1 protein-coding gene is annotated in these 737 nt (G+C 43.0%); it reads right to left on the reverse strand.

Annotated features, from left to right (window positions below; translation table 11 throughout):
- Positions 1 to 84: 84 nt before the first annotated feature.
- A partial coding sequence (locus tag R7Q46_RS26820) for a phospholipase A (protein ID WP_318078177.1) occupies positions 85 to 737 on the reverse strand: 653 nt, incomplete at its 5' end.

The following is a 737-nucleotide window of genomic DNA, read 5'->3' on the forward strand; positions in this document are numbered from 1 at the left end:
CGCCATATATAAGCATTCAATTGATTAATATTTCAAACAGCAAACTAAAAACAGGGCTTAAGCGATGAAGTCAATACCAAAAGCTTATAGATTCATCAGCTTAATACCAAGCCCAACACGGGTTTGAGAATGATCATAGTCGATCAGCGTTTCACCATAGCCATGGTAACCTTGAAGATATACACCAAGAATGTCATTGAAATAGAATGTGTAACCTAGTTCAATCCCACCTTTATCATCAGCAAAGTTGTAAAAACCGCGTGTATTGACCACGCCCGCATGGGTATAAACTTTCGCCCATAACTCGTACGGTGCGTAGTAATTTTCCATGTCGTCATTTTCTGTGGTAATCACCCACCATGCATGTACGCCATACTCGACTGGGCCAGAAAAACGCTCGGCAGCGACATATAGACGATCCCAACTGCGTGACAGTTTGCTGGATTGACCGTTCGATTCATGTTTGTAACCGGCTTCAACATGATTGAACAACAACATGTTCGATTGATGCGCTAAGAACACTTGCGGCTTGTAGTTTGTTTCTCTAAATGGCGAGGAGATATCAGAGTTTGCCAGTTGCCATAGGGACTTTTGAGTATAAGCCCCCATCAAAGCAGTGCCTGAGCTGAAGCGATAAAATGGAATTGATGCGGAGATCTGAAACTTCACTTCAAAATCTTGCAGTGAATCCATCTCTGAGCCCATTTCGCTATAGGCGCTTTGGTTGATGTCTGTGG

This window comes from Vibrio sp. 811 (genome assembly GCF_033339195.1).